Source organism: Mesorhizobium sp. P2_C7, from assembly GCF_056404515.1.
This window is the reverse complement of the sequence record NZ_JBFUDW010000015.1, coordinates 159,358-183,916: the sequence shown is the minus strand read 5'-3', so window position 1 is coordinate 183,916 and position 24,559 is coordinate 159,358. Positions and strand designations below refer to the sequence as shown.

Below are 24,559 nucleotides of genomic sequence, written 5' to 3'. Positions count from 1 at the left end.
GCACCACTAGCACTGCGAAGGTGGTCCAATAGGGACACCACTAGCACTGTGGAGGCGTTAGGGTGACCACTAGGACATGAGGGCGATAAGGCCCCCACTAGCACTACCGAGGCGAATACCCGGACCACTAGCACTACAAAACGCTCCTCCCCCAAGCTGCCCCGTGCAGTCCCCTGTTGCGACTGCCTGTTGCCCTGTCCTTTGGGGCAACGGGACGTGGCGCTCGGCGGGGCAGCTTTGGCGAGGTGCGTGTGTCGCTCTATCTGTTCTGAGAACCGCTTTTGTATGAAACTGCCAACCATGAACTCGATTTGTATGAGGCACTGCCATTGACCATCAGTATCAAGGAACCAGCATGACTTCATTCGATCCCGTCGAGGTGAACTTCTCCAAGGTCTCGGCGGACTGGACTGCAGCGATTGAGGCGTTCCGCGAGAAAGGCCCCCGGTGGACAACCCAACGCTACCAAGACGCCACCCGCAAGGACACTGGACGAGCACCGGAGTTCAACCATAAAGCCGCCCTCGTGCTACGCGCTGAGGGCTTCTCTCAGCCCGCATCAGCGAAGGTGCTGGGGATCACCGACCGTGCTGTCCAGTCTCACCTAGCGCGCCCCTGTGAGGCTCTGGATGCTGATCGCAAGGGGATCGCTTGGCGTGCCCGTGTGCAGCGCCATGAGGTGACCAAGCGCGGGCGCGCTCCGTTCGATGTCTGGGCATACCTGAAGGCGACTGACGTTCCCATTGTCGCCGACTTTCTCGGCTTCGACCCGTGGACCGCAGAGGGCATCGGGACCAGCACCCGCGAGAAGGTTGCCTTCTACCTCGTGGATGGATGGCCTCAAACCGAGGTGGCGGCGCTGCTCGGCATCTCCAAGCAGGCGGTGTCAAAGCATGTCGCTGCAATCCAGGCGCAGATCGCGTCGCGCAAACGCAAAGCCCAAAGATCATTAGTGTACAAATCAACCCGGAAGTTGTGAGGGCAACGAAGTCTTATTTCTCAATCATAACAACAAGATAGACGGTTGACTACCGCATATAGGCACAACTCCCCTCAGGGACTTTCCCTTCGGGTTTACCTTGGTCAGCCCTTCGGGTTTCCTATCGACGATAGGTTTGTCCGAAGATGACACCAAGGTTCTCCTGAGCTGCACAGGGACATAAGATAGCCCTCTAGAAGCCCTCTGCAACAAGAGACAGCCTAGAAATACCCTTATTTCTGAATTGTCCTTGGTCGCTTCGCTCCGAAGACCATGGAATGTGTCTCCTGAGTACCTGATCAACCTCAGCACAACTTCACTCACAGTTTTGGTCTACTCTCTGGATCTCCCTTGTTCCAAGGTCCTAGCCAGAAGGAACCTAAAGAACCCGTGAAGTCTGGCCACCCGATGCTTGGATGCCGGATGGTCTCCCATCAGTAGGTCTTCACCCCCACGTCAACCAGAGGCGTCCCTTTAAGGGAAGCTCTCGAATGTCGCCACGAACTAACCACCCGAAAGGATCACAACGGATGAACATCACCACGGGAGCCGACCCCTATCATGTCGACTGAGGCCGACCGCATTGCATGGCGGATACATGGTCGAGAGTGGCGCGCAGCGAACCCGGAACGCGCCAAGCAAATCAGCCGGGAATGGTATCACCGCAACAAGGCCAAGGTTGCCGAGGTACGGAAGATGAAGCGAGAGGCCGCGCGTCTGGTCGAGGAGGCAGCCAATGGCTGAGACAATCCGCCAGATCACCCCAGCAATCCGCGTTATCGAGACCACCCGTGAATGGATCGTCCAGACGGCCGAAATGAAGCGGACCCGCCGGCAGGGTGTTCACTCGACCGGCAAATGGATCGACCGCTCATACATCACCAGCCGGTCAATGCTCAACATGGAGCTGAAGCGACTGGTCGGCAAAGGAGCGATCAAGGCTGGTATTCGCCGGCATGTCGAAGAGGACGCGCTGGCTTGGCTGAACAGGCTGCCCGTGTGGCACCCGTCACGTGCTAGTCAGCTACTCTCCGTGCTGGACATGCTGGAGGCGTCGACGGCAGGTAGTGAGCATGGGGAAACCTTCCATGACCATCTGCCCCTGATCGTGAAGCACGGGCCGCTAAGGTGGCGCAACTACCGGAATGCCCGCTTTGAGCCCTGACCAAATCAAGCGACGGGACTGGGTAGCGACCTATCCCACGCGGGAAGCGGCTCTTGCCTTGGTCGAGTGGATTAAGGCGGACGACTGGGAAACCACGTCCGATCTGGACCGCAGGCTTCCCAGCATTGGCATCGAATGGACCGAAGATTTCTGCGTGGCTGCCGAGCGATGTTTCGAGGTGTACGGATACCCTGTATTAGAAGCAGGGTATTGCGCCCGACGCATCGCCGAGGTGTCGATGAGACCCAACGGGCCAACAATTAGTTATCCCCTCGGGTCATCGCCGCGCGGAGGGGTCGCCGGAGGCAGCGAAGGGCTTTCCCGACCATCAACCCCAGCCACGCCTAGCGCGCGTCCTGAAGGCCTGCAGACGACGTCTTATGGGTTCACGCCACGGCGCTGACACCAAGTCTCACGGAAACTCCACGAGACATTAGCCACCACCATCACAACCAAACCTATCCGCACCCGGAGCAATGACGCGCCGGGGCGATCAACCGTGACCAAATTGAAGGAACGAACATCATGAACGATTTCAACAAGGCCAGCGGCCTCATCACCACGGGCACGACTGACATCCGCGCACAGGAAGCGAGGGACCGTCAGTCTCTCGAAGACCGTGTGGATCAGATGCGGCGCGACCATGAGCAGGCCGAGAAGGACCGCAAGGAAACTGCTTTCAACGAGCGGATCGCGGCCCAGACGGAGGCCGGCCTTCGGGCAAATCAACAGCTTCAGGCTAAGCGCCTTGGCATCAACACCGGGCAGGCCCTGACCGAAGGCCAGAAGGCCCAGATAGCAGCAGCTAAGCCCATGAACGGCTCCGCACCGCAGGCCCTTGTGGGTCAGCTTGCGGTGACCGTTGGTGGCATCCAGTTGGGACCCCAGCAAGCCAAGGACATGGCGGCACGTGGGGAGATCAGCCAGGGCGATTACGTTGCGGCTGTGAACGCGGCTCTGGTCCCCTACGGCTATTCTTTCGGGTAGCCACGGGGGCCGAGAGTGACGACGGGGCCTCGGCCCCTGAGTTGCCCACCGTGGACGACCAGACCGACGACGAGGAACTGACAGCCGACCAGAAGGACGAGAAGCAGCATGCCGAGTTTGTGCGCATGGCCGACCAGAGCCTTGACCGCTTCAGGGACACGCACAGCGAGGCCCAGCAGCAATTCATCGTGGACGCCTATGTGGACACCGGAGAAATCCTTACCGGCGAAGCCTACGGCATCGACCCGGTGGAGGCGGCTGTGGTCGAGACTGCATTTAGCCAGCACCTCGACCGCAACGTTTTGCGCCAGCATGGGCTGAGCCTTCAGACCTACTTCGAGCATGTCGACGAGGCCGACTACCCGGCGCTTCGCAGGGCTGCGGCCAAGGGCGAATGGCAGGTCTTCCACGGGCATGCCCAAGCCATAGCAGCAGCGCGAAAGGCGCACGGCCTCTAACCCACTGACCACCTTTCCTGCCCCCGATGCATCGCCCCAAGAGGTGTGTCGGGGGTGGGGTTCTAACCCCATGCGCTTCCACCATGCAAATACTGAGAACGCGGAGTGCATGTCTGCTAACATGACATGGGTTTCGAGAGGTGACGTATGTCCGAAGCGCGACGCCGAATGGCGCTGACTGCAGATTTGGTCGAGCGCGCCTATCGGGCGATTGAGAACACCGGCCCGGCCCCGGATATGGTACCCAACACCGAAACCGAGTGGAACACCACCGTTCGGGAGATGCTAGGGTCGCGTCCTGCAGGACAGGCTGTGTGGATCTTCGCGTATGGCTCACTTCTCTGGAAGCCGGCTGTGGAGCACGTGGAGGAGCGTCCGGGCGTCGTGCCGGGTTGGCACCGTTCGTTCTGCATTCGCATGAAAGATTGGCGCGGAACCGTCGACCAGCCGGGCCTCATGATGGGGCTCGACAGGGGCGGGCAGTGCCGGGGGATGGTTTTGCGGCTGGCCGAGGGTACCGTTGAGGCCCAGCTCGGAAGACTTGTCCGGCGCGAAATGCCCGTGAGGCCCTCCAGCAAGCCGATCACCCAAACCTCGCGATGGGTGCAGGTACACACGACCCAAGGGCGCATTCGAGCACTTGCCTTCGTCGTCAATCGAAAGGGGGTCAACTATGCGGGAGGCCTTACGCCGGATGAGACGGCGGGCATTTTGGCCAACGCATGTGGCCATGGAGGGTCGTGCGCAGAATATCTCTACAACACAATTTCGCAATTGGAGGCTTTAGGCATTCGGGATCGCAACTTGTGGCACCTACAGTCGCTTGTCGCAGACAAGCTTGCTCCATCGCATCCGTGACAGGTCGCTGGCGGCCTATGACAGTTGACAGAAGGTACACCGCTCGGGCACAAAGAGGTACACCGAGCTTAACCGCTTCGGGGGAAGAGCCCCTTCTACCCCCTTGATTTTTAACGGTAAGTTCGGGTGGAACGCCTCAGTTGGATTTGGCATTTAGCGCCGTCCGGGGGCACCAGCTTCCTGGCAACATGTCAATTAATTTAATAGTTTCAGAACCTTAGGCATCACCGCTTTAGGCCGCCGTTCTTGCACCAGCACCTCAATCAAGGCCTGCGCCCCATTGGTGGCCCGACTTGTGGCGTGTAGTCTACGTGCCAATGCGGCCCGCCGGTTGCATCTCCTTCCAGGATGACGTGTGCACCCCAATTTTGCAGCGCGCGCTGCACTTCGGCTTGCTCGTGAGGATTTCCATGTGGAATGGAAATATCGCGGGCGCGGTCATCCAGATGGTTGCTAACCGTAGCCCCGCGTCCGCGGGCGCGGTGTATTATCTGTTCGAACGCCTCGGTGGTTTGCGATCGGGTAGCGCGAGGATGTTGAACGACCCACGCGTCCATCTCGGTAATATGCTGGGCTTGACGATATACCCTCAGGAACTGCGCCCGGTTCGAAAGCCGCCGCTCCGCCATCAACTCAGCCTGGCGGCGGACTGTCCGCACTCCGCCGGTAGCATGTATGGCCATGTGGGGAAATTGGCGCTGGAGTTCGCGAATAAGGCCCGCAAGGGTCGTCGGCGGCGAGACACGTTCCCATGTTTCGAGGCTCGGCCGTTGAACACCGTGTCGAATATGGCCGCCGCCAAAATCGGGACGAACCTCAACCGGCGCACGGGTTGACCCGCCGTGGAGAAGAGTTCCCGAAATTCTAAGCATTGATGAAATGGCAGCACGGTTTGACTGCTGCTTATGCTAGCATTTTGTGGCGGGATCAGCGAGCGGTTTCAGGAATGACCGAGAGCGCTCGCGCTCCAAAATATTCGAATTGCCCCGCTTCTATGCCGCGTTCGCGACCTGGGCGGATGCTTTCACTCTGGTGAACGTGTTGCGCACCCTGACCGACCTGTAGACGTAGGCGACCCAGAGTCCGACCAGGACAAACGAGGTTATGGACGTAGCAAGCGCCTCTCCGGTGACCACTTGCCCAACCGGGACGCCGAAAACCGTGGAAACCCAGATCGCGTCCAGGATGAATACCACCGGGATTGCTAGCCATTGGGTGAGGAAGAGCTGCTTGAACCTTAGGCTCCGCCTCAGCATGGCAACGAGCACGACCACTTGAAGCACCAGAAATGCCAGCACCAGCCCAACCTCGCCGTAGACCACCATGGGTCCGTTCGGCACCAGCATGAGCTGGTTGTAACCATCGCTCGAGGAACCCAATGTGGCGAGCGTACGCAATGGAGCCATGGCCTGACCAATCGCGAGAAGCATCAGCCACCCTCCAATTCCGACGAGTTCCGCCGGATTCTGGACGGGCTTGTAGGCAGATCGAACCGCAAAGAAGACAGGCACTCCGATCAACAACAGAAGTATTGCCCAATGCCAGATGGAAAACTGCATTCACCCCTCCCCTAGAAATACACTCATGGGTTGTAGCAGATTTCAGATTCGACTCAAGGGGGTTGAGCCGCGGCTTGTTCCAAAAATCGATTCTGCTGCCTGCTCCTGACAATCAGACCGCAATCGCCGCCACCAGAATCCGGTTCTGCCGGCGTATCGCGGCGCGCAATTCCGATATCCTCGCCTCGTCGCGTTTCACGAACTCGATGAACATCATGTTCATGTTGTTGAAGATCAGTTCGCCGAGTGCTGCCCCGTCAATGTCCTGCCGCACCAGGCCGAGCGCCTGCAGGCGGGCGATCAGCGCGCGGATCTGTTCGGTCAGCGAACGGTCGAGCGCGGTGTAGGCCTGGCCGAACGGGCTGTCTGGCAGTTGCGTCGAGATCGCCATTGCCTGCCGCCACATCTCCTTGCTGAGATAGTGCAGCGAGTGTTCGATATAGATGCCGATCAGCGTGTCCAGCGCGTCGCCGACATTGGCCGGCGGCTTGGCGACGACACCTTGCCCGGCGTTCAGCACCTCGTTGACTTCCAGCGAGACGATGGCGCCGAGGATGTCGCCCTTGTTCTGGTAGTAATTGTAGATCGTGCCGACCGAGACTTCCGCCTGCGCGGCGATCGCCTCGATCTTGGCGCCTTCATAGCCGGCCTCGCGGAAAAGCTCTGCCGCCGCCTCGATGATGCGCCTGTGGCGATCCGCCTTTTGCCTTGCCCGCAATCCGCTCATATCAGCCTCTTGCCACAAAAACAGAATTGACTCAATTTTAGAATTGGTTCAATTTTTTGCAAGAAGCCACAAAGGCAGGGGAGAACACTCGATGTCCGCAAAGTCCGCATCCAGGAATCTGCTTTCCACCCTGAAGCGCCATCTGCACGCCGCGTGCGCCGCCACGGCGCTGCTGCTCGGCGCGGGTAGCTTCGCCCAAGCCGCCGATCTCAACGCGCTGATCTGGTGCGACCATTCCGATCCCGCACTTCTGCAGCCGTTCGAGGAGGCCAACAACGTCAAGGTCAACGTCAAGGAGTTCGAGGGCACCGGCGCCGGGCTCGCCATCGTCGAGCAGTCGCAGCCAGGCGACTGGGACGTGATGGTGATCGACTCGATCGACGTGCCGCGCGGCGTCGAAAAGGGCCTGTTCGAGCCGCTGCCCGACGACAAGCTGCCCCTGGCAGACATGTTTCCCCAGGTGAAGATGGACGGCTCCACCGTGGTCGGCGGCAAGCGCTACGGCATCACCGAAAAGTTCGGCTACAACACGATCGGCTACAACAAGACCAAGGTCGACCCGGCCGACATGCAGTCGATGGCGGCGCTGACCGGCGACAAATACAAGGGCAAGGTCGCCATCTACGATTATTATCTGCCGGTCATCGGCATGGCCGCACTCGCCATCGGCAAGAAGACGGCTGATCTGACCGAAGCCGACCTGCCCGCCCTCAAGGAGGAGCTTCTCAAGATGAAGGCCAATGCCAAGCTGGTCGGCGAGGTAACCGCCAGCCAGACGGCGCTGGCGACCGGCGAAGTCGATATCCTGGTCGGCGGCGGCGAATGGGTGACGGCCGGGCTGGCCAAGGAGAACCCGGCGCTGGACTTCTCGATCCCCAAGGAAGGTGCTGTGCTGTGGTCGCAGTCGCTGGCCATGTTCAAGGATTCCAAGAACAAGGACATGGCGCTGAAATTCATCCAGTACATCATGAGCCCGGAGGGCCAGGCGCGGCTTGCCACCTCGTCCTGCTACTGGGGCATGCCGGCGAACACCAAGGCGGCTTTGACCGACGACCAGAAGAAGATCCTGCGCTTCGACGAACAGCCGGGCTTCCTCGCCCGCGCCCAGGCCTACCCGGCGCCGAACGCCGACCTCGACAAGAAGATGCAGGATATGTGGACCGAAATGCTGCAGGCGAAATGAGCTGATACCGCCGATGACCGCCGCAAACGACGGGCGTGCCCCGCCACGGGGTGGCCGCGCCCTGCCCTGGGCGCTGGTCACGCCGGCACTCGGCTGGACGCTTTTGTTCTTCGTGCTGCCTTTCATCGCCATGGGGCTGTCCAGCCTGACGGCGCATGAGGGCGGCGGCTTCACGGTGTCCAACTACAGCCAGTTCTTCACCAACCCTTCCTACTGGCAGGCGATGGTGAATTCGCTCGAGGTGACGGCGATCGTCACAGTCGTCTCGGTGCTGCTCGCCTACCCCTTCGCCTGGATCCTGGCCGAACAGGTGCCGGAGCGCTGGCAAAGGCTGGCGCTTATGCTGGCCGTGCTGCCGTTCTGGACGTCCTATGTCGTCCGCTCCTATTCCTGGCTGCTGGTGCTGGCGCAGAATGGCGTCATCAACCGGACGCTGACGGGCATTGGCGTGGTTTCCGAGCCCCTGCAACTCGCCAACACACGTTTCGCCACCGTCACGGGCTTCGTGCATTTCTTCGTTATGCTTTTGACGCTGACGATCTTCGCCAACCTGAAGCAGTTGAGCCCGAGCTATCGCAAGGCGGCCGCCGATCTCGGCGCCGGGCCGGTGCGCACCTTCCTGCATGTCATCCTGCCGCTGACCTTGCCCGGCATCATGGTCGGCGCCTTCCTCACCTTCGTGCTGTGCATCGGTGACTACATCACGCCGCAGATCCTCGGCGGCAACAACGAGCTTCTGATGCCGCAGCTGGTGATGATGCAGATCGGCCGGCGCGGCGACTTTCCGCTTGCGTCGGCGCTGTCGATCATCCTGATGGCGGTGGTCACCATCGCCTATCTTGCCTGCGCCCGCTGGCTCAAGATCGAGCGGGCGTGAGATGCGCAGGATTGTCCGCATCGTATCCTGGCTCTATGCGCTTGCCGTCTACGGCTTCATCTTCCTGCCTGTGGTCGTGCTGGTCCTGTTCTCGCTCCAGTCGACCTCCTTTCCGATCCCGCCCTTCACCGGCCCGTCGCTGCGCTGGTACGACGCGGTTCTCTCGGACACACGGCTGACCTCGGCGCTGGTCAATTCGCTGCTGGTGGCCTCCATCTCGTCGCTGGCCGCTGTCACGCTCGGCTTCCTTTCCGCCTGGGGCTTTGCCCGCTTCGTCCTGCCCGGCTCCGGCCTGCTGCGCGGGCTGATCACGCTGCCCCTGACGGTCAGCTATCTCATCATCGGCATGGGGCTGCTGGTGCTGTTCAACTGGGCCGGCGTGCCGAAATCATTGCTTGCCGCCGGCATCGGCCATGTCGTGATCAACCTGCCGCTGTGCTTTGCCATCATCTACAGCCAGATGGGCGACCACCAGATAAACATCGAACGCGCCGCGCGCGACCTCGGTGCGCCGGAATGGAAGGTGCTGCTCCTGATCACCGTGCCGGTCATGGCACCGGCCATATTCGCCGGCTTCTTCCTGTCGATGACCTTCTCATGGGACGAGTTCGTCATCTCCTTCCTTTTGACCCGCTTCGACACGACCTTGCCCGTGGAAATCTGGAACCTGCTGCGCTCCGGCCTCAATCCCAAGACCAACGCCGTCGGCTCGCTGGTCTTTGCTGTCTCCATTGTGCTGGTCGTGCTGTTCGAACTGACATTGCTGCGCAGGAGACGAGCATGACCGCGCCTTTGGTCGACATAGACTCGGTCTCGCATCGCTTCGGCCAACAGACGGTGCTCAAGAGCGTTTCGCTCAAGATCGAACCGGGCAGCTACACCATCCTGCTCGGACCGTCAGGCTCGGGCAAGACGACGCTGCTGTCCATTCTCGGCGGCTTCGTCACCCCGAGCGAAGGCAAGGTTTTCATCCGCGGCTTGGACTGCACCTCGGTGCCGCCGGCAAAGCGCCCGACGACGACGGTGTTCCAGGATTACGCGCTGTTCCCGCATATGAGCGTCGGCAGCAATGTCGGCTTCGGCCTGCGCATGCAGGGCGTCGATGGCGCGACGCGGGCCGCACGGGCGCGCGAGGCGCTGGCGCTGGTCGGCCTCGCCTCTTCTTTCGACAAGAAACCGCACCAACTCTCCGGCGGCCAGCGGCAGCGCGTGGCGCTGGCGCGTGCGCTGGTCATCGAACCGGCGGTGCTTTTGCTCGACGAGCCGCTTGGCGCGCTCGATCTGAAATTGCGGCGCCAGATGCAGGACGAGCTGAAGGCGATCCAGAAGCGCGTCGGCACCGCCTTCATCCATGTTACGCACGACCAGGAAGAGGCGATGGCGCTGGCCGACCATTGCGTGGTGATGAATGATGGGCGCATCGAGGACGAAGGGCCACCTGAACGTGTCTACGCCAGGCCGGCGACGCGCTTTTCCGCCACCTTCATGGGCGAAAGCACGATCCTGGCCGGCACCGTCACGGAGGCCAGTGACAGGACCAGCACTGTCGTGACGCCGGTCGGGCCGGTTTCCCTGCCGAGCGCCTTGCCTTTGGGCTCGGCCGTCGGGCTCGCCATTCGGCCAGAGCACCTTGTCATCGGCGCGGCTGGCGGCGGTGTCAGGCTTGGCAGCGCCGAAGTCAGCGACGTCGTCTTCCAGGGGAGCTTCAAGCGCGTGCTGGCGGTTTCCGTCGAAGACCCCTCGCTGCAGTTCATCGCCAGGCTTCCGGCATCGGCGGCAGTCCAGCCGAGCGACACGGTTGCGGTTTCGTGCGATATCGACCAGATCATCCTGTTGACGGACTGAACATGGGCACGCTTCCGGTCATCGGCGCTCCGGACTGGTACGAGACCATCCGCATGAGCGATGGCGTGACGCTGATCCATGAGCCGTGGATCAAGCCGTTCTTCCGCTGCAACATGTGGCATGTGCGCGGCCGCGACCGTGATCTTCTGTTTGATACCGGTCTCGGCCATTTCAGCCTCAGGTGCCATGTGCCTCTGGTGACGGAGCGCAAGCTGACCTGCGTCGCCAGCCACACGCATTTCGATCATATCGGCTGCCATCACGAAATCCCGACCGCTGCGTGCACGCCGCCGAGGCGGAAATCCTCGCCGATCCGCGCAACGAATGGACGGCCGCCGGCACTTATGCGACCGACGAGATGTTCGACGGTATGCCGCAAGGCTGGGACACCGCGCGCTACAGCATCCAGCCCGCGCCGGCCGACCGTTTGCTCGCGCATGGTGATGTCGTCGATCTCGGCGACCGTGCCTTCGAGGTGATCCACACGCCCGGCCATTCACCCGGAGGCATCGCGCTCCACGAGAAGAAGACCGGCATCCTGCTTTCCGGCGACATCATCTATGATGGCCCGCTGATCGACGACGTCTACCACTCCGATATTTCCGACTACATGGCGTCGCTGCTCGCCATGCGCGACCTCGATGTCGCGGTCGTGCATGGCGGCCATTTTCCGAGCTTCGGCAAGGTGCGTTACCGCCAGCTTGTCGACGAATATCTGGCGCAGAAGCGGCAGGCCGGCTGCCATCTGCGGCAGCCGTAGGAAACGAGTTAGCGCATCAATTCGAAATGTCGCGGAAACGACTGATGCAGCAGCATCAGCATGGTCTTCCTCAGCACATCGGAATTGCCCGCCGGGGGATTGAGATGATCCCAGATCCATGCGCCATGGACGAGATAGTTGAGGCTTTCAGCCAATGTATCGGGGTCGACATCGGTGTAGCCGCCGCTGCGCTTGATTTCGATGAGCAGGTCGCGCGCCTCGGCGTTGTAGCTGAGATCGCTCGGCAGGCCGATCTCGTTGTAGATCTGCATGCTCTTGCGGTCGCTGGAGAACACGACAAAGACCGAGACCCATTTCGGATGCTGTCGCGCGAATCTTTGCGCGCATTCGACCGCGCCCATGAGCCGCTCGACCGGCGATAGGCCGGGCACGCGCACCAGCGTCGCCCACAATTCATCGTACTGATCGCTGAGATACTGCAGCACGGCGCGAAACAGGTTCTCCTTGCTGCGAAAGTGGAAAACCACCAGTGCGTTGGAGGATCCGACATGCTCGGCGATGCGCTGCATGGTGACGCTCGCCAGGCCTTCGTCGGCGATGAGATCGATGGTGGCGTCGATGATGCGCTGGATGCTGGCTTCGCCGCGCTCGCGCCGGCGATCCCTGGGAGCGGGATCGAGCCGCTCGTCGCCACCCTCTGCGATCACTGCCCTGGGTGTCCTCTGTGCTGCGGCTGCCTTGCGTTGCGCCATTCCTGTCCAGCCTTTCAAACCTCGCGGCGGAGCTTTCCAGCTCCGCGCGCCGGCTCACCATAACCGAAGCCGGAGATCAAGCACCAGCGTTGCAAGGGCCACATGGCTATCACAGCGACGGTCGCGTTTCGGCGTTTGTGTACCACTGTCCCTGAGCCGTCTCATAGGCCTGCGCCGCCCGGAAGACATCGGCGTCGCAATAGGTGCGACCGACAATCTGGATGCCGGTCGGCACGCCATTTGTCGCGCGGCCCGACGGCATGGACAGAACCGGGCAACGGCTCAGCATGTTGAACGGTGTCGTCATCACCCAGCCAAGCGAAGGGTTCACCTGCTTTCCGTTGATCTCGACGGTGTCCCTGGTGTGGTCGAACTCCGCCGCCACAGAGGGAAGCGCATTGGTCGGGCAGATCAGCACATCATATGTCTCCAGCAACGGTCCGAGCGTCTGGTACATCCTGGCCGCCACGTCGAGGGTAGCGACAAAATCCGTGGCCTTCGACTTTTGCCCATCTTCGGCAAATTGCCGTGCATAGCTGGTCATATCCCCGCCGTGCTGCTTGAGCAGTTGCGCCAGCGAAGCGCCGAAGAGGTGCTCCAGATAGGCAATGCCGGCCTTGAGCACCTCGTCGCCCCAGCCCAGATCGACCTCCTCGACGGTGGCGCCAAGTGAGCGGAACACGTCGCAGGCAGCGAGTGTGTTTTTGCGCACCTCCGCATCCACTTCGAAGGAGCCGAGGTCCATCGAGAGAGCAATCTTCCAGCCCTTGATCGGCTTGTAGTCGAGTGGCAGGCGCAATTTCGGACGCAGCGTGGCGATGTCGAGCGGACTTGGTCCCGCCATGACATTCTGCAACAGGATCGCATCCCCGACGTTTCGCGCCAGCGGCCCGGTGTGGCAATAGAAGTCGAGATTGAACGGCGGCTCGTCCGGGTTGCGGCCATAAGGCGGCTTGAAGCCGACGAGACCGCAAGCGGACGCCGGAATGCGGATCGAGCCTGCAATGTCCGAACCGGTGGCGATCGCCGATGTGCCCGAGGCCAGCGTTGCCGCCGCGCCGCCGGACGAACCACCCGGCGTGAAGTCCGGGTTCCACGGATTGCGCGTGACGCCCCAGCGCCTCGACCAGGTATAGCCGGCGCAGCTGAATTCGGGCGTTGCCGTGCGTGCATGGACGATGCCTCCGGCCTTGATGATGCGCTCGTTCATCGTCGAAGTGTGGCCGCCAATGGCATCCTTCGACAATAGCGAGCCGTGCGATGTCGGCTTGCCCTTGATGTAGCTCTCGTCCTTGATGCCGATCGGCAGGCCCTCGAGCGCGCCGGTCCTGGCGCCCCTGGCGTATTTCGCCTCGGCTTTCTTGGCCAGCTCCATCGCCTCGTCGAAATGCGTGAAGGTGAAGCAGTTGATCGCCGCTTTAGTCGCCTCAGCGCGGTCGATGGTCGCCTGCATCAATTCGACAGGCGAAAGCTTCTTCGCCTTGAACAGCCGCAGCGCCTCGCTGGCCGGCATGTAGCAAAGGTCGAGATCAGTCATGGGAAGTCTCCTGCGATCGCCGGATCGCCTTTGGCATGGACGGGAGGTGGCCGCGCCGCGATATCGCGGCGCGAGAAACCGGGTCGGGCTATTTCTGGAGATCGGTCCAGATTTTCGTGTAGAGCGCCTGCACATCAGGCGGACAGGCCGGCATGAACTGTCCCTTGGCAGCGAATTCAGCCGGAACGTTCACTTCCGGCGCGTTCTTCATGTCGTCCGGCATGAAGGCTTCCGAGCCTTTGATGCCGTTCGAATAGCGCGCGAAGGCCGAGATCAGTGCGGCGTTCTGCGGGTCCATGATGAAGTTCTGGAAGAGCTTGGCGTTCTCGACGTTCCTGGCGTCCTTGAGGACGGCGACGTTGTCCATCCAGATCGGGTAGCCCTCCTTGGGATACCCATAGACGATCTTGTCGTTTTGCAGCCGCTGGCGGAGCGAAATGCCGTTCCAGTTGACGCCGGCGGCAACGTCGCCCTTGCCGAGGCCGTCGACGGCGCCATAGTCGAAGGACAGCCATTTCGCCTTGGCCTCGACCAGCTTGTCGCGCACCTTCTTCAGCACGACCTTGTCGTCAGTGCAGTATTGGCCGCCTTCGTAGGCGATGGCGAGGAACATGACGTCACCCATTTCGGGAACGACATTGATCTTGCCGACGAGTTCGGGCGGCGGATCGAGGAAGATCGCGGACGTGTTCACGTCACCCGAATAGACCGACTTGTTGACCGACACGCCTGTCGTGCCCCACTGCCACGGAACAGTGTATTTGCGACCCGGATCGAAGGGGACATCGATCCATTTGGGATCGACGTTCTTGAAATTCTCCATCTGGTCCGGGCGCGATTCAAGCAGCAGCCCCTCGCTGATCCAGATCGGAACGACGCTTGCCGAAGGCACGACGATGTCGAAACCGGCACCCCCCTGGCGGATCTTGGCGAGTGCTGTATCGTTGGAATCGAAGTCGGTGACGGTGACCTTGACCTTGTAGGTCTCCTCGAACTTCTTGATGAGATCGGGGTTGGTGTAATTGCCCCAATTGTAGATGTTGAGCTCACCCTCGGCGCGAGCGGCACCCGTCACGGCCAGCAGCGACAGCCCGATCGCCGTCGCGGTCAGTTTCCAGTTCATGCTCCATGCTCCCATTGTTGGGACCGTCGGCGTTGCCGCCTCAGGTCCGTTTCCTGCTGATGAAAAAGAAAGCCGTGACGATGCCGATCGACAGCACGAGGAAGGCCGTCGAGATCGCATTGACTTCCGGTGTGACGGTACGCCGGAGCTGGCCGAGCATGTAGGTCGGCAGCGTGTCCTGCCCGCCCGATTTGACGAATTCGGTGATGACGACGTCATCCAGCGAGACGACGAAGGCGAGCATCAGTCCGGCGAGAATGCCCGGCCAGAGCAATGGCAAGGTCACGTGCAGGAATGTCTTCCACTTCGTTGCGTAGAGATCGGCCGCCGCGGTCTCGAGTGCCAGGTCCATGCTTTCAAGCCTCGCTCGGATCGGCAGATAGGCGAACGGGATGCAGAAGGCGGTGTGCGCGGCGACGAGGTAGCCGAGCCCGGAATACCCAGTCCAGATCTTGATGCGCGAGAACACGATCAGCAGCGCCACCGCGGTGACGATCTCCGGCACCATCAGCGGCTGGTTGATGAAGGCGTATTTGAGGGTCAGCCCCGGATATGGTTTGGTCCTGGTCGTCGCCAACGCCGCCATCGTGGCGGTGATCGTCGCCAGCATGGCGGCGACAGCGGCGATCTGGAACGAGCGGATCGACGCCTCGATGACCAGCCCATTGTTCCAGGCGATGTGGAACCAGCGCAGCGAAAAGCCTTTCCAGATCACAATGGAATCATTGTCGTTGAAGGCGTAGACCACGAGCGTGGCGATCGGCAGGTAAAGCAGGAAGAAACACAGCATCGCCACGCTGACGAAGCCATTCTGCCGCCGGACGTCGAAGCGATTAGACATGGGCGCCATCCGACCTGGTCGTGTTGCGGACATAGAACAGCAGCGCCACCATGACGATCGCCATCAAGGTGATCGACAGCGCCGCACCGAGGGGCCAGTTTCTGCCCTGGCCAAACTGCAGCTCGATCAGGTTGCCGATCATCAGATTGGTGCCGCCGCCGAGCACCCTCGGCGTCACATAGGCGCCGAGCGAGGGGATGAAGACGAGGATCGAGCCGGCGACGATGCCCGGCGTGACGAGCGGGACGATGATGCGCCTCAAAATCTCGAACCGCGTCGCGTAGAGGTCGTAGCCCGCCTCGACCAGGCGGAAGTCGATCTTCTCCATGCTGGCGTATAGCGGCAGCACCATCAGCGGCAGGAACACGTAGACCATGCCGGCCAGGACGGCGAAATTGGTGTACATGAGCTGGACAGGATGGTCGGTGATCCCAAGCAGCTGCAGCACCGAATTGATGATGCCGTCATTGCGCAGCACCTGTTGCATGGCGAAGGTGCGGATCAGAAGGTTGGTCCAGAACGGGATGGTGATCAGGAATAGCCAGATGTCGCGCCGGTGATCCGGCCGTGTGGCAATGAAATAGGCGGTGGGGAAGCCGAGGATCAAGGTCAGCACAGTGGTTGCCAGCGACAGCGACACCGAGCGCCAGAAGATCGACAGATAGGCGGTGGCCAACGACAGCGTATCGTCGAAGACGTCACGCTCGAACAGCACGCTCACCCAGGCATCGGTCGAGAACTGCCATTTCACATCGCCGTAATTGCCTGGCGTCAGGAAGGAATAGACGACCACGATCAGCAGCGGCCCCAGGGCCGCGACGAAGACGATCAGCAGCGCCGGGGTGGAAAGCAGCCAGCGTGACCTGATATCGTCACGTTCAGCCTTTTCGGCTACCTCTATCGCGGTCGCCATGGCCCTAGTCCTTCAGCACTTGGGCAGCGTCGTCGCCGATCGATATGCCGACCTTGTCGCCGTTTTCGAAGCCGCAGCTGGCGCTGCGCGAGTTCTGCTGGCGCACCATGAAGACGTTGCCTTCATCCAGCCGGACATGGATGTGCGTGTCGGTGCCGAAATAGACGATGGTCTCGATCGTGCCGGTCAAGTCGCCGCGGCCTTCGACGAGCTTGGCATGCTCAGGCCGGACCATCAGCGTTGCGTTTCCGCCTGCGCGGAAATCCGCGGCGGCGGTCGCGCAGATCTTCGCACCCGAGCGCAAGGCAATCCGCGCCCGGCCATCGCCTGCACTTTCGACCATGCCGGTCAGGAAGTTCGTCTCGCCGATAAAGTCGGCGACGAACCGTTCCGCCGGGTGGTCATAGACGTCCCAGGGCGTGCCGACCTGCAGGATGTTTCCCGCCGACATCACCGCGATGCGGTCCGACATCGTCAGCGCTTCCTCCTGGTCGTGGGTGACGAAGATGAAGGTGATGCCGGTCTCATGCTGCAGACGCTTCAGCTCGATCTGCATTTCCTTGCGCAGCTTGTAGTCGAGCGCCGACAAGGGTTCGTCGAGCAGCAGCACCTTCGGCTGCGGTGCGAGCGCCCTGGCGAGCGCCACACGCTGCTGCTGGCCGCCGGAGATCTGGCTGGTGCGGCGATTTTTGAGCGCCTGCATGTGGACGAGCTTCAGCATCGCGTCGACACGCGCCTCTATCTCGGCCTTCGGCCTGCCCAGCATCTTCAGGCCAAAACCGATGTTGTCGGCGACCGTCATGTGCGGAAACAGCGCATAGGACTGGAAGACGGTGTTGACCGGCCGCTTGAACGGCGGCAGCGGCGCGATGTCCTGGCCATAGAGCAGGATTTCGCCGTCAGTCGGATAGTCGAAGCCGGCAATCAGCCGCAGCAGCGTCGTCTTTCCGCAGCCCGACGGGCCGAGCAGCGTGAAGAATTCATTTTCGCGGATCGCGACGGAGACGTTGTCGAGTGCTCTGACCTGGTCCTGACCGGTTCCCCGAAAGATCCTGGTGACGCCCTTCGCCTCAACGGCGGGCCGTATGGCTGTCAAGATATTCCCCTCTCCTCCGTGGTCATTCACCAGCGCAAACCGGCTGACCAACTTGATCCTCACCACTAGGGATAACTATGACTAAACATACAGTCAATATCTTTTTGCGACCGCGAGCAGGGCATCAACCGTTGAGGATGCGGCCGATGCGTCGGTGAACCCATCATGATATGCTCGGGACGAGGCCGTTGATGAATTTGGGGCAAGTCGTGGCGTGACCGCTGCGGCCTGCAGGGTTTGGATCAAGCTCATGCGCCTGTTTCTGGCGGCCGTGCTGCTGATGACCATAGCGCTCTTTTCCGCTGCGCGCGGCGAGGAGCGTATTGCGTTGGTTGTCGCCAGTCATGCCTATGAAGGCGTCACGCCCTGGTCGCGGCGATCTGTTGGCGAAACCACTCGAACGTCCGCTCGATACCCTCCTGGTAGCCGGTTTTTGCGTCCCAACCAGGAAGGACATGCCTCGCCAAAGTCAGGTCCGGACATCGGTTGGTTGGATCCTGGGGAACCGGAGGCTGGTGCTCGATGCGGCTGCCAGGGACAAGCGAGCTGACGAACTCAGCGATGCGCAGAACCGAAACCTCTTGATTGTTGCCGATGTTCAGCGGACCGCGGTGCGAGATGCTGTCGCGCCAGAAGAAACGTTCCAGTCCCTCGACGATGTCGTCGACATAACCCCAGCTGCGTGATTGGGAGCCGTCGCCGTAAACCGTCAGGACCCCTGTCGTCAGAGCCTGGATGACAAAGTTCGAAATGGCGCGGCCGTCGTCCATCCGTGTTCGCGGCCCATAGGTGTTGAAAATCCTGACGACACGAACATCAAGCCCGCTGACCCGCTGCTGCTCGAACAGCAATGCCTCGGTGCAGCGCTTGCTTTCATCATAGGCGGCCCTGGGACCTGTGCAGTCCACCGATCCCCTGTAACTTTCGGATTGCGGGGAAACCTGGGGATCGCCGTAAATCTCCGAGGTCGAGGCAAAGCAGAAACGACCGCCGGGCTTGAGCAGCGTCAGAAGATTGAGAGCACCACCTATGTTGGCCTTGATCGTGCGTATCGGCTCGCGCATGTACCAAATCGGCGAAGCGGGCGACGCGAGATGGATGATCTCGTCAAAGCGCTGACTGGATGAAAAGCTTTCGGCGTCGGCAACCTGGAGGCTGAAACGCGGGTCGGTGACATGCGCAATGTTGTCTCGCGTGCCGGTCCATAGATTGTCGACGACGACCAGTCTTTCCAGATCGCTTCGCCGCAGCAGACGGTCGATCAGATGTGAGCCCAAGAAACCGCAGCCACCTGAAACCAACACGCTGCGCGACATGGAAAATTCCCGCTCCAGACACCCGGCCAGTCAACGCGCCGCAGGGCTTGTTTCCCAAGAACATCGGATAGCTGGCTACCGCCACCGACCCAAAGTTCATCCGCCAATCAAGGTTCTCATCTACGTCGCGAAGGGCCGCAGGCGCAACGAGCAAGCTTTGTCGCACGCCATCGACGCGCGCGGGCCACCGGCCTCGGCTCAGGGAGAACAACAATATGTCTTCGGGGGTTACAGCGCCCGTTGCGGGCATGGCGTTCCGGCTGCGTCGCCGCAGCGCGACGCCGTGGGCTGAGGCCGGAAGCTCATCTCTTCGGACTGGCGCACCAGTGCGGCGAAGACAAGAGCGAAACTTCCCAGCATCAGGAAGACGATGATAAGGCGTGCTACCGGCAATATGTCGGCCTCGACTGGCTAGGCCCCCGCCACCATCCACTGTCGGCTACCATGACCGATGCGGCTTTACGATAGTTTAACCTTCGTCTTAACCATCACATTCGCGTTGCCTTTGACATGATGCGCGAACGGCAGATCTGCATTTCGCCGTTTTGCGATCGCCTGCCGGCCGGAACAACGGCTCTCTTTGCAGACGTACCCTGCCCATGCTACCCCGGCGCTGGCGCGGCCCCGGTAACCGGCTGCCGCCAATCGGTCGTCATCGGGGAGCCATGAGCCAAACCGCCAGCCGCATCGCCTTCGTCTCGTCCGACACCGCTGACGCCAAGACGGCGCTGGAAAGCCTGTCGGCGCGCTATGGACAATCCTCCATCGAGGATGCCGGGATCGTCGTCGCCCTTGGCGGCGACGGCTTCCTGCTGCAGACCCTGCGCGACACGATGGGGACGGGCAAGAAGGTCTACGGCATGAACCGTGGCACCATCGGTTTCCTGATGAACGAATATCGCTCCGGTGGACTTACCGAGCGTCTCGCGGCCGCCGTCGCCGAAACGATCCGCCCGCTGGAGATGCTGGCGGTGACCTCGGAAGGCGAAACGGTTTCGGCACTGGCGATCAACGAGGTGGCGCTTTGGCGCCAATCCTATCAGACGGCCAAGATCCGCATCACCGTCGACGAGCAGGTACGGCTCGAGGAACTGAGCTGCGACGGCGTGATGATCGCGACGCCTGCCGGGTCCACCGCCTACAATCTTTCCGCGCATGGGCCGATCCTGCCGCTAGACGCGCCGCTGCTGGCGCTGACCCCGGTCAGCCCATTTCGCCCGCGCCGCTGGCGCGGCGCACTGCTCTCCAACAAGGCGACCGTGCGCTTCGACATCCTCGAGCCGGAAAAGCGGCCGGTGAACGCCGCCGCCGACCATACCGAGGTCAAGGCGGTGACCTCGGTCACGGTGCGGGAATCACCAACCGCGACGGCAACGTTGCTGTTCGATCCCAATCATTCCTGGAACGAACGCATTCTCGCCGAGCAGTTCCGCTATTGAGCTAGCGCAGTGATCAACCCCTCGATTAAGCATCGCGATTAAGGTTACAACTTCACAATCGTGCCATTCCCGCCCGTTTCTGTTGACAAATCGTGGGCTTGCGCCTAATCGCAATACCAATCTTGCAGGCGCGTGGCGCTTGCCGCGACACACATGCTGTTGCGCTTCCCCGAACCAGCCAAAGACAACAACACTTGTCCTCAGACACCACGACCGCTCCAGAAGCGTTGACCTTTTCAGACCTAGGCCTGTCGCCGAAGGTCCTTTCCGCAGTCACCGATGCCGGCTACACCCAGCCGACGCCGATCCAGGCCGGCGCCATCCCGCACGCGCTTCTCGGCAAGGACGTACTGGGCATCGCCCAGACCGGCACCGGCAAGACGGCATCCTTCGTGCTGCCAATGCTCACAAGGCTGGAAAAGGGCCGCGCACGCGCCCGCATGCCGCGCACCCTCATTCTAGAGCCGACGCGTGAACTCGCCGCGCAGGTCGAGGAAAACTTCGTCAAATACGGCAAGAACCACAAGCTCAACATCGCGCTCTTGATCGGCGGCGTCTCGTTCGACGAACAGGACAAGAAGCTGGAGCGCGGGGCCGACGTGCTGATCGCCACGCCCGGCCGCCTGCTCGACCACCGCGAGCGTGGCAAGCTGCTGCTCAACGGCGTCGAGATCCTCGTCATCGACGAAGCGGACCGGATGCTCGACATGGGCTTCATCCCCGACATCGAGCGCATCTGCGAGATGATCCCGTTCACCAGGCAGACGCTGTTCTTCTCGGCGACGATGCCGCCGGAAATCACCAAGCTCACCGAGAAATTCCTGCACGCGCCAGTGCGCGTCGAGGTCTCGAAGGCCGCGTCGGCCGCCACCAACATCATCCAGCGCCTGGTCAAATCCGGCTCCAAGCCGTGGGACAAGCGCGAGACGCTGCGCAACCTGATCAAGGCCGAGGACGCGGAGCTGAAGAACGCCATCATCTTCTGCAACCGCAAGGTCGAGGTGTCGGAGCTGTTCCGCTCGCTGCTGAAGTATGATTTCGATGCCGGCGCGCTGCATGGCGACATGGACCAGCGTGCGCGCATGCAGATGCTGGCCAATTTCCGCGATGGCAAGCTGCGCTATCTCGTTGCTTCCGACGTCGCCGCACGTGGCCTCGACATCCCCGACGTCAGCCACGTCTTCAACTACGATGTGCCGATCCATGCCGAAGACTACGTCCATCGTATCGGCCGCACCGGCCGCGCCGGGCGCTCGGGCAAATCCTTCACCATCGCGACCAAGTCGGACACCAAGTATATCGACGCCATCGAGCGGCTGATCGGCAACAAGATCGAGTGGCATGATGGCGACCTGTCGACAGTGGTCGCCAGCGAAGGCGGCGAGGACGATGCTCCGCGCCGTGGCAAAGGCGCGCCGCGCCGTGCCGGTCGCAAGGACGACGATCGCAAGGACAGGGGCGAGCGCAAGAGGGGCGGCGAACGCCGCTCCAAACACAGCGAGCAAGACGCCCCGGCCGTCATTGCGCAGCAGGACGAACAGCCTGACGTGGCAGAGACCGCGGTCGCCGACATCGGCGAACGGCGTGCGCGCAAGGAAGCGATCCGCTCGGAAAACACCGAGCGCAAATCATCCGATCGCAACGAACCGCGCGCTCCGGAACGTGGCGACACCAGGCCGCAGCGCGACAGCAACCGCCCAGCCCGCCACCGCCAGGAAGACAACGACGCCACTGTCGGCTTCGGCGACGACATGCCGGCCTTCATGCGGATCGTCGCCAAGGTCTGATCCCCAAGAGCCGCGCGTCCCGAGGATGCGCGGCAACCGCAAAACCGGCTCGATCTGCCCGGTCGCTCCTGACCTGGGAACCTTAAAACAGCCCGTCGATGCTACAGGCCTTTGAGTTCCAGGCGGGATGCCAATAAATCCAGAAACGCGCGAACCTTGGCCGAAGATGACCGGCCTTCCTGCCACAAGGCATGGATCGGCACCAACGCCGGCTCGAATTCCGTCAAAACCAGCTCGACGCGACCATCGTCCACCAGATGGTTTATCTGCCAAAGCGGCGAGAAGCCCAAACCCAGTCCGTGGACTGCGGCAGCATAGACCGAGGTCATCAGATTGGAGCGAAAAGCGCCCGAGACCTTCACGGCCCGGGGTTTCCCGTCGACCTGAAACGTCCATTCACCTGGGCGCTCGTTGACGGTTCTGACGATGCAACTGTGCTCACTCAGTTCGAAGGGATGAGTCGGCCGGCCGCACCGCGCAAAATAGGAAGGCGCGCCGAACACAACGCGCCGCAACGCTCCCAGGCGTTTGGCTTTCAAGCTGGAATCCGGCAAGTCGCCGATGCGTATTGCCAGATCGAGACCTTCAGCACCAAGATCGGCAAATCCATCGGAAAGTTGAAGATCGACCTCGACCCGGGGAAACGTCCGCATGTATTCGGCGATGACAGGCATCAGGACGTTCGGCCCAAACAGAACCGGCGCCCCGATGCGCAGGACGCCCGATGGTTCCGATCGTTGATTGATCGCTTGAAGACTTGCGTCGTTTATCTCGTCGACCGCGGGTTTGATCCGGTTGAAAAAGGCTGCCCCGACTTCACTTGGTGTCGAGCGACGCGTTGTTCTGTGGACCAACTCGACGCCGACTGATTCCTCCAATGCAGCCAAGGATCGGCTGACCGACTGCAGCGAGCGGTTCAGCCGGCGCGCGGCAGCCGTCAGACTTCCAAGCTCGATGATCGCGATGAAAGCCTCGAAATCGTCTATCCGGCTCATGCATTCTCCCGGTGATCGATATAATCTATCACAAAATCGGACAATTGTAACGCCGTTTGCGACATCGTACCTCTCTGCAAGTTGTCCCGCGAGGACAGGCTTGATGGAAGGGAGTTGTCATGCAAGCACCCAATCCAACCGTACTGGTTGTTGGCGCCAGCGGCCGATTTGCCGGATTGGTCGTGCCCGAACTTGTGCGCCGCAATGCCACGGTTCGCGCGCTCGTCCATGATCCGGCGAACGCCGAGAAGGCCCGAATGCTAGGGGCATCCGAGGTCGCCACTGGCGATTTACGCAATCGCCGGAGCCTCGAAAGCGCTGTCGAGGGCGTTGCCGGGGTCTTCCATATTGGACCGGCCTTTGCCCCCGATGAAGCCGCCATGGGGGTTGCCATGGTTGAAGCCGCTGCGCAGGCGGGCGTTCAGAAATTCGTCTTCTCGTCGGTGATCCAGCCGACCAATACGAAGCTGAAAAACCATGCAAGCAAGGTGCCAGTCGAGAACGCTCTCTACTCGACGACGATGGAATATACGATCCTGCACCCTGCCAATTTCATGCAGAATATCGCAGCGGCCTGGCCGTCGGTCGTTGAGCACGGTGTTTTCTCGGAACCTTTTCCAAAGACGGCGAAGGTGGCGCGTGTCGATTACCGCGATGTTGCTGAAGTGGCAGCGATCGCCTTGACCGAAGCGCGACTGTCCTATGCGACGATCGAGCTCTGCGCGGGTATGCACAACCGGGAAGAGATCGCGTCAATAATGGGAGAGGAACTTGGCCGCCCGGTCATCGCGGGCGAGCCGACATTTGCCGAGTGGGCTGCGAATGTCCGCCTCCCCTACAGCGACCTCCAGATCCAATCGTTGGCCAGGGTATATGGCCACTACGCCCTCCATGGCCTTGGCGGGAACAGTGTGACATTGCGCGCCGCCCTGGGTCGCGAACCGCGTTCGTTGCGCAGCTTCATTCGCAACCTGGCCCTGCAAACGGCACACGCCACCTGATCGCGCTCAGCCGCGCATGCGTCCACTTTCTGAACAGGAGATACTTGATGCGAGCGTCATCGGACAAAGTTCTGAAATCGAGGAAACTACCGCCCTCCTACAATGCGCTGGTAATGCCATTCGTTCTTTCCATCTTGATGTCGAGCATTGTTTCGGCAGTATCGACGCTGATCAATGCGGGCTGGACAACCAGTTTCGTGGCGACCTGGCCGTATGCATGGGGAGCATCATGGCTTGTGGCGTTTCCGAGTCTGCTGCTGGTCTTGCCGATCGTTCGCCGGATAGTGGCGGCAATTGTCGATCAGCCGACCTCGTCCTGATGGCGTCGCCAGGGTCTGATCCCCAACCGCGTTCGAGGGCAAGCCAGCCATCGGCTTGCCCTGCCGGTAAGCTCCTACCG

The 24,559-nt window shown here is 61.3% G+C and carries 26 protein-coding genes and 1 pseudogene; 16 read left to right on the top strand and 11 right to left on the bottom strand.

Translation table 11 applies throughout. From position 1 onward, the window contains the following. Window positions 1-355 precede the first annotated feature (355 nt). From AC1D2G_RS27335 to AC1D2G_RS27305, 7 genes are all read left to right on the top strand, one after another. A complete protein-coding gene (locus tag AC1D2G_RS27335; protein ID WP_477417904.1) occupies window positions 356-979 on the top strand; it encodes a hypothetical protein in 624 nt (207 codons plus the stop codon). A gap of 561 nt (window positions 980-1,540) precedes the next feature. Continuing rightward, complete coding sequence (locus tag AC1D2G_RS27330; RefSeq protein WP_477417902.1) at window positions 1,541-1,723, top strand: hypothetical protein; 183 nt, start codon at window positions 1,541-1,543, stop codon at window positions 1,721-1,723. After that, entirely contained in the window at window positions 1,716-2,144 is a 429-nt protein-coding gene (locus tag AC1D2G_RS27325; RefSeq protein ID WP_477417900.1) for a hypothetical protein, read from the top strand. The genes AC1D2G_RS27330 and AC1D2G_RS27325 overlap by 8 nt, the downstream gene beginning before the upstream one ends. Window positions 2,145-2,669: 525 nt before the next feature. Beyond that, on the top strand, window positions 2,670-3,131 hold the full coding sequence (locus AC1D2G_RS27320) for a hypothetical protein (protein WP_477417898.1): 462 nt from the start codon (window positions 2,670-2,672) through the stop codon (window positions 3,129-3,131). Window positions 3,132-3,181: 50 nt separating this feature from the next. Beyond that, window positions 3,182-3,589, top strand: a complete 408-nt coding sequence (locus AC1D2G_RS27315; protein ID WP_477417897.1) for a hypothetical protein — start codon at window positions 3,182-3,184, stop codon at window positions 3,587-3,589. Between the two features lie 147 nt (window positions 3,590-3,736). After that, window positions 3,737-4,447, top strand: a complete 711-nt coding sequence (locus tag AC1D2G_RS27310; protein ID WP_477417895.1) for a gamma-glutamylcyclotransferase — start codon at window positions 3,737-3,739, stop codon at window positions 4,445-4,447. Window positions 4,448-4,740: 293 nt separating this feature from the next. Then, the gene (locus AC1D2G_RS27305) at window positions 4,741-5,283 is read left to right on the top strand and encodes a hypothetical protein (protein WP_457155445.1); all 543 of its coding nucleotides are present in this window, start codon (window positions 4,741-4,743) and stop codon (window positions 5,281-5,283) included. 156 nt (window positions 5,284-5,439) lie between these two features. Here AC1D2G_RS27305 and AC1D2G_RS27300 read toward each other — a convergent pair whose 3' ends face one another. Both AC1D2G_RS27300 and AC1D2G_RS27295 read right to left on the bottom strand, forming a co-directional pair. Next, complete coding sequence (locus AC1D2G_RS27300) at window positions 5,440-6,006, bottom strand: DUF2569 family protein (RefSeq protein ID WP_095090677.1); 567 nt, start codon at window positions 6,004-6,006, stop codon at window positions 5,440-5,442. A gap of 112 nt (window positions 6,007-6,118) precedes the next feature. Further along, window positions 6,119-6,733 (bottom strand): TetR/AcrR family transcriptional regulator, encoded by a 615-nt coding sequence (locus tag AC1D2G_RS27295; protein ID WP_184870629.1) that lies wholly within the window; start codon window positions 6,731-6,733, stop codon window positions 6,119-6,121. A 91-nt stretch (window positions 6,734-6,824) separates the two neighbouring features. Between AC1D2G_RS27295 and AC1D2G_RS27290 the strand changes: the two genes are divergently transcribed. The 5 genes and pseudogenes from AC1D2G_RS27290 (at window position 6,825) to AC1D2G_RS27270 (ending at window position 11,398) form a co-directional block, all read left to right on the top strand. Then, on the top strand, window positions 6,825-7,916 hold the full coding sequence (locus AC1D2G_RS27290) for a polyamine ABC transporter substrate-binding protein (RefSeq protein WP_477417892.1): 1,092 nt from the start codon (window positions 6,825-6,827) through the stop codon (window positions 7,914-7,916). A 13-nt stretch (window positions 7,917-7,929) separates the two neighbouring features. Next, window positions 7,930-8,793 (top strand): ABC transporter permease, encoded by an 864-nt coding sequence (locus tag AC1D2G_RS27285; protein ID WP_477417890.1) that lies wholly within the window; start codon window positions 7,930-7,932, stop codon window positions 8,791-8,793. A gap of 1 nt (window position 8,794) precedes the next feature. After that, entirely contained in the window at window positions 8,795-9,577 is a 783-nt protein-coding gene (locus AC1D2G_RS27280) for an ABC transporter permease (protein WP_477399302.1), read from the top strand. Next, window positions 9,574-10,638, top strand: coding sequence for an ABC transporter ATP-binding protein (locus tag AC1D2G_RS27275; RefSeq protein ID WP_477417888.1), 1,065 nt, complete (start codon window positions 9,574-9,576; stop codon window positions 10,636-10,638). Before AC1D2G_RS27280 ends, AC1D2G_RS27275 begins: the two co-directional genes overlap by 4 nt. A 2-nt stretch (window positions 10,639-10,640) precedes the next feature. Beyond that, a pseudogene (locus AC1D2G_RS27270) lies at window positions 10,641-11,398 on the top strand (MBL fold metallo-hydrolase). An 8-nt stretch (window positions 11,399-11,406) separates the two neighbouring features. On the opposite strand, the gene AC1D2G_RS27265 reads toward AC1D2G_RS27270, so the two are convergent. From AC1D2G_RS27265 to AC1D2G_RS27230, 8 genes are all read right to left on the bottom strand, one after another. Further along, window positions 11,407-12,111 carry a TetR/AcrR family transcriptional regulator gene (locus AC1D2G_RS27265; protein ID WP_477417885.1) on the bottom strand — a complete coding sequence of 235 codons (705 nt, stop codon included), beginning with the start codon at window positions 12,109-12,111 and terminating at the stop codon, window positions 11,407-11,409. Window positions 12,112-12,220: 109 nt separating this feature from the next. Next, on the bottom strand, window positions 12,221-13,648 hold the full coding sequence (locus AC1D2G_RS27260) for an amidase (protein ID WP_477417883.1): 1,428 nt from the start codon (window positions 13,646-13,648) through the stop codon (window positions 12,221-12,223). 88 nt (window positions 13,649-13,736) lie between these two features. Beyond that, window positions 13,737-14,771, bottom strand: a complete 1,035-nt coding sequence (locus AC1D2G_RS27255; protein ID WP_477417881.1) for an extracellular solute-binding protein — start codon at window positions 14,769-14,771, stop codon at window positions 13,737-13,739. Between the two features lie 40 nt (window positions 14,772-14,811). Continuing rightward, entirely contained in the window at window positions 14,812-15,612 is an 801-nt protein-coding gene (locus AC1D2G_RS27250; RefSeq protein ID WP_477417879.1) for an ABC transporter permease, read from the bottom strand. Continuing rightward, on the bottom strand, window positions 15,605-16,525 hold the full coding sequence (locus AC1D2G_RS27245) for an ABC transporter permease (RefSeq protein WP_477417877.1): 921 nt from the start codon (window positions 16,523-16,525) through the stop codon (window positions 15,605-15,607). The genes AC1D2G_RS27250 and AC1D2G_RS27245 overlap by 8 nt, the downstream gene beginning before the upstream one ends. Before the next feature lie 4 nt (window positions 16,526-16,529). Further along, window positions 16,530-17,621: an ABC transporter ATP-binding protein gene (locus tag AC1D2G_RS27240; protein ID WP_477417875.1), complete on the bottom strand. Its 1,092-nt coding sequence runs from the start codon at window positions 17,619-17,621 to the stop codon at window positions 16,530-16,532. Window positions 17,622-17,980: 359 nt separating this feature from the next. Further along, entirely contained in the window at window positions 17,981-18,937 is a 957-nt protein-coding gene (locus AC1D2G_RS27235) for an NAD-dependent epimerase/dehydratase family protein (RefSeq protein WP_477417873.1), read from the bottom strand. A gap of 228 nt (window positions 18,938-19,165) precedes the next feature. After that, window positions 19,166-19,330: a hypothetical protein gene (locus AC1D2G_RS27230; protein ID WP_379078888.1), complete on the bottom strand. Its 165-nt coding sequence runs from the start codon at window positions 19,328-19,330 to the stop codon at window positions 19,166-19,168. Between the two features lie 272 nt (window positions 19,331-19,602). Between AC1D2G_RS27230 and AC1D2G_RS27225 the strand changes: the two genes are divergently transcribed. Both AC1D2G_RS27225 and AC1D2G_RS27220 read left to right on the top strand, forming a co-directional pair. Continuing rightward, entirely contained in the window at window positions 19,603-20,376 is a 774-nt protein-coding gene (locus AC1D2G_RS27225) for an NAD kinase (protein WP_095090691.1), read from the top strand. A 194-nt stretch (window positions 20,377-20,570) separates the two neighbouring features. Continuing rightward, entirely contained in the window at window positions 20,571-22,163 is a 1,593-nt protein-coding gene (locus tag AC1D2G_RS27220; protein ID WP_477417871.1) for a DEAD/DEAH box helicase, read from the top strand. Between the two features lie 101 nt (window positions 22,164-22,264). Here the strand turns inward: AC1D2G_RS27220 and AC1D2G_RS27215 are convergent, their stop codons facing one another. Further along, entirely contained in the window at window positions 22,265-23,158 is an 894-nt protein-coding gene (locus AC1D2G_RS27215) for a LysR family transcriptional regulator (RefSeq protein ID WP_477417869.1), read from the bottom strand. A gap of 119 nt (window positions 23,159-23,277) precedes the next feature. Between AC1D2G_RS27215 and AC1D2G_RS27210 the strand changes: the two genes are divergently transcribed. Then, window positions 23,278-24,159, top strand: a complete 882-nt coding sequence (locus AC1D2G_RS27210; RefSeq protein ID WP_477417867.1) for an NmrA/HSCARG family protein — start codon at window positions 23,278-23,280, stop codon at window positions 24,157-24,159. Window positions 24,160-24,206: 47 nt separating this feature from the next. Beyond that, on the top strand, window positions 24,207-24,479 hold the full coding sequence (locus AC1D2G_RS27205) for a DUF2798 domain-containing protein (protein WP_477417865.1): 273 nt from the start codon (window positions 24,207-24,209) through the stop codon (window positions 24,477-24,479). Window positions 24,480-24,559 lie beyond the last annotated feature (80 nt).

Excerpts from the sequence above, each read along its gene's own strand:
- AC1D2G_RS27300 (WP_095090677.1), bottom strand. The coding sequence starts at position 6,006 with ATGCAGTTTTCCATCTGGCATTGGGCAATACTTCTGTTGTTGATCGGA.
- AC1D2G_RS27330 (WP_477417902.1), top strand. The coding sequence starts at position 1,541 with ATGTCGACTGAGGCCGACCGCATTGCATGGCGGATACATGGTCGAGAG.
- AC1D2G_RS27215 (WP_477417869.1), bottom strand. The coding sequence starts at position 23,158 with ATGAGCCGGATAGACGATTTCGAGGCTTTCATCGCGATCATCGAGCTT.
- AC1D2G_RS27265 (WP_477417885.1), bottom strand. The coding sequence starts at position 12,111 with ATGGCGCAACGCAAGGCAGCCGCAGCACAGAGGACACCCAGGGCAGTG.
- AC1D2G_RS27255 (WP_477417881.1), bottom strand. The coding sequence starts at position 14,771 with ATGAACTGGAAACTGACCGCGACGGCGATCGGGCTGTCGCTGCTGGCC.
- AC1D2G_RS27325 (WP_477417900.1), top strand. The coding sequence starts at position 1,716 with ATGGCTGAGACAATCCGCCAGATCACCCCAGCAATCCGCGTTATCGAG.
- AC1D2G_RS27295 (WP_184870629.1), bottom strand. The coding sequence starts at position 6,733 with ATGAGCGGATTGCGGGCAAGGCAAAAGGCGGATCGCCACAGGCGCATC.
- AC1D2G_RS27225 (WP_095090691.1), top strand. The coding sequence starts at position 19,603 with ATGAGCCAAACCGCCAGCCGCATCGCCTTCGTCTCGTCCGACACCGCT.
- AC1D2G_RS27210 (WP_477417867.1), top strand. The coding sequence starts at position 23,278 with ATGCAAGCACCCAATCCAACCGTACTGGTTGTTGGCGCCAGCGGCCGA.
- AC1D2G_RS27280 (WP_477399302.1), top strand. The coding sequence starts at position 8,795 with ATGCGCAGGATTGTCCGCATCGTATCCTGGCTCTATGCGCTTGCCGTC.
- AC1D2G_RS27285 (WP_477417890.1), top strand. The coding sequence starts at position 7,930 with ATGACCGCCGCAAACGACGGGCGTGCCCCGCCACGGGGTGGCCGCGCC.
- AC1D2G_RS27290 (WP_477417892.1), top strand. The coding sequence starts at position 6,825 with ATGTCCGCAAAGTCCGCATCCAGGAATCTGCTTTCCACCCTGAAGCGC.
- AC1D2G_RS27310 (WP_477417895.1), top strand. The coding sequence starts at position 3,737 with ATGTCCGAAGCGCGACGCCGAATGGCGCTGACTGCAGATTTGGTCGAG.
- AC1D2G_RS27235 (WP_477417873.1), bottom strand. The coding sequence starts at position 18,937 with ATGTCGCGCAGCGTGTTGGTTTCAGGTGGCTGCGGTTTCTTGGGCTCA.
- AC1D2G_RS27320 (WP_477417898.1), top strand. The coding sequence starts at position 2,670 with ATGAACGATTTCAACAAGGCCAGCGGCCTCATCACCACGGGCACGACT.
- AC1D2G_RS27205 (WP_477417865.1), top strand. The coding sequence starts at position 24,207 with ATGCGAGCGTCATCGGACAAAGTTCTGAAATCGAGGAAACTACCGCCC.
- AC1D2G_RS27275 (WP_477417888.1), top strand. The coding sequence starts at position 9,574 with ATGACCGCGCCTTTGGTCGACATAGACTCGGTCTCGCATCGCTTCGGC.
- AC1D2G_RS27245 (WP_477417877.1), bottom strand. The coding sequence starts at position 16,525 with ATGGCGACCGCGATAGAGGTAGCCGAAAAGGCTGAACGTGACGATATC.
- AC1D2G_RS27250 (WP_477417879.1), bottom strand. The coding sequence starts at position 15,612 with ATGTCTAATCGCTTCGACGTCCGGCGGCAGAATGGCTTCGTCAGCGTG.
- AC1D2G_RS27335 (WP_477417904.1), top strand. The coding sequence starts at position 356 with ATGACTTCATTCGATCCCGTCGAGGTGAACTTCTCCAAGGTCTCGGCG.
- AC1D2G_RS27260 (WP_477417883.1), bottom strand. The coding sequence starts at position 13,648 with ATGACTGATCTCGACCTTTGCTACATGCCGGCCAGCGAGGCGCTGCGG.